The sequence below is a fragment of the Mesorhizobium sp. M0244 genome, assembly GCF_040321795.1.
In the GTDB taxonomy this organism is placed as follows: Bacteria; Pseudomonadota; Alphaproteobacteria; order Rhizobiales; family Rhizobiaceae; genus Mesorhizobium.
The window spans coordinates 1-942 of sequence record NZ_JAMYSE010000228.1; the positions used below are offsets into that span (position 1 = coordinate 1).

Genomic DNA, 942 nt, shown 5'->3' on the forward strand with positions numbered 1-942 from the left:
AAACTGCGATCCTGCGGAGTAGCCAGGCGCCAGGTCATGCCGGAAGTCGTACACTGGAGCCACAAGGGCCCCAACGACCGGGCGGAGAACTCGCATCGGCCCGGCCTTCAGCGGTTTCGAAGCTCATCTGCCACTCGCTTGATCCCGCTGCCCCGGCCAGCAATGGGGCTGGGGCAGTCCAGTACAGACTCTGCCCATCGATCACCTCGATCGGCACGGACTCCAGACCGACATCGTCGAACAGCCGCGCATTTGACCGCGTTCGCAAATTAATGGCCGGATCTTTGCGAAGCCTCCGCATTTTCGTGGGGGAAGCCCTCCCAGCCTCATCGTGATTGGACTTCACGATCGGTCGGAGTCACTCTGGCCGCAGGTATAAGAAGGATATGGGTGGGCCAACTATCGTCCGAATAGGAGGCTAAAATGAAGCACCAGACGCTTGAGCAACTGCAGATCGTCGCCGAGATCGATCAGGACTACCTGCGCCAAACCATGTCGCGCAGCGAACGTCTTGAACGCTGGGCGGAGCTCCTTGAACGGAACCCTGACCGGCGCCTCTCGACGCTGCACCAAACCGAGTATCAGCCGGTTAGAGCACGCGCGGCCATGCGCGGCGACGGCTCGCCGATCGCAGTCGCTTTCGAGGATCCTGTCCTCCGCGCCGCCGGGTTGGAAAACGACAACTACGGCGAAGCGAAGCGGTTCTTCGAGCTGACCGACGGGCAATTGCATGAGATCATCTGCTATTGTCATTTCGGCGCGACGGTGAGCGCCGCAACGGCCGCCCGTCACATCCGTGCGGCGGTTGCCGGGAGACAGCCCGGCATGTTCGCTCGGATGCGTGAGGCGTTCGTCGGATAAACCCGGCGCCGTTTCGCAGCATCATTTTTGAAGCGGCTCGCATGGAAAGCCGCCGCCGTAGCGCAGGCAAGCGCTCCCCAC

General features: G+C 62.0%; 1 protein-coding gene and 1 pseudogene. Both read left to right on the forward strand.

All coding sequences use genetic code 11. The features are described 5' to 3' along the window. A pseudogene (locus tag NKJ08_RS38780) lies at positions 1 to 123 on the forward strand (IS6 family transposase); the annotation flags it as partial. A 300-nt stretch (positions 124 to 423) separates the two neighbouring features. Beyond that, positions 424 to 861: a hypothetical protein gene (locus NKJ08_RS38785; protein ID WP_352528387.1), complete on the forward strand. Its 438-nt coding sequence runs from the start codon at positions 424 to 426 to the stop codon at positions 859 to 861. Positions 862 to 942: the final 81 nt, after the last annotated feature.

Excerpts from the sequence above, each read along its gene's own strand:
- NKJ08_RS38785 (WP_352528387.1), top strand. The coding sequence starts at position 424 with ATGAAGCACCAGACGCTTGAGCAACTGCAGATCGTCGCCGAGATCGAT.